The sequence below is a fragment of the Chitinimonas prasina genome, from assembly GCF_030160395.1.
GTDB classification, from domain to species: Bacteria; Pseudomonadota; Gammaproteobacteria; order Burkholderiales; family Chitinimonadaceae; genus Chitinimonas; species Chitinimonas prasina.
The window spans coordinates 1-510 of sequence record NZ_BSOG01000081.1 but is presented as its reverse complement, the minus strand read 5'-3'; the positions used below and the strand labels follow the sequence as shown (position 1 = coordinate 510).

General features: G+C 60.2%; 1 pseudogene. It reads left to right on the top strand.

Annotated elements, in window-relative coordinates:
* Positions 1-27 precede the first annotated feature (27 nt).
* Positions 28-510 (top strand): annotated as a pseudogene (istB, locus tag QQK16_RS21165) (IS21-like element IS1631 family helper ATPase IstB); the annotation flags it as partial.

Here is a 510-nt window from a genome sequence, read left to right as displayed (position 1 = left end):
CTCACCTTAAACTGGAGACCTAGCCACATGATGACCATGCCGGAAATTGAGCGTTGCCTACGACAGCTGCGCCTGTCGGGTGTCCGCGACACGCTGCAGACGCGCGTGCTCCAGGCGCAGGGCGCCAACCAGCCCTTCCTCGAGACCTTCTCCCTTATCCTGCAGGATGAACTGGACCGTCGTCAGTCCCGTCTTATCGAGCGGCGATACCAGCAATCCGGGCTCGACGAAAAGCTGACGCTCGCCGAGTTCGACTGGTCCTTCAATCCCAAACTGCCACGTCAGACCTGCTTCCAGCTCCACACCCTGGCGTTCATTGCCGCTGGCGAGAACGCTCTGCTTGTTGGCAAACCTGGCACCGGGAAGTCGCACATCGCCAAGGCGATTGCCTATCAGGCGATCCTGCAAAGCCACAAGGTCCAGTATCTTGAGACCGACGACTTCTTCCACCGCTACGCCCTGAACTCTCCGGCACAACGCGAGGTCCGGCTGCGAACCATCATCGACTGC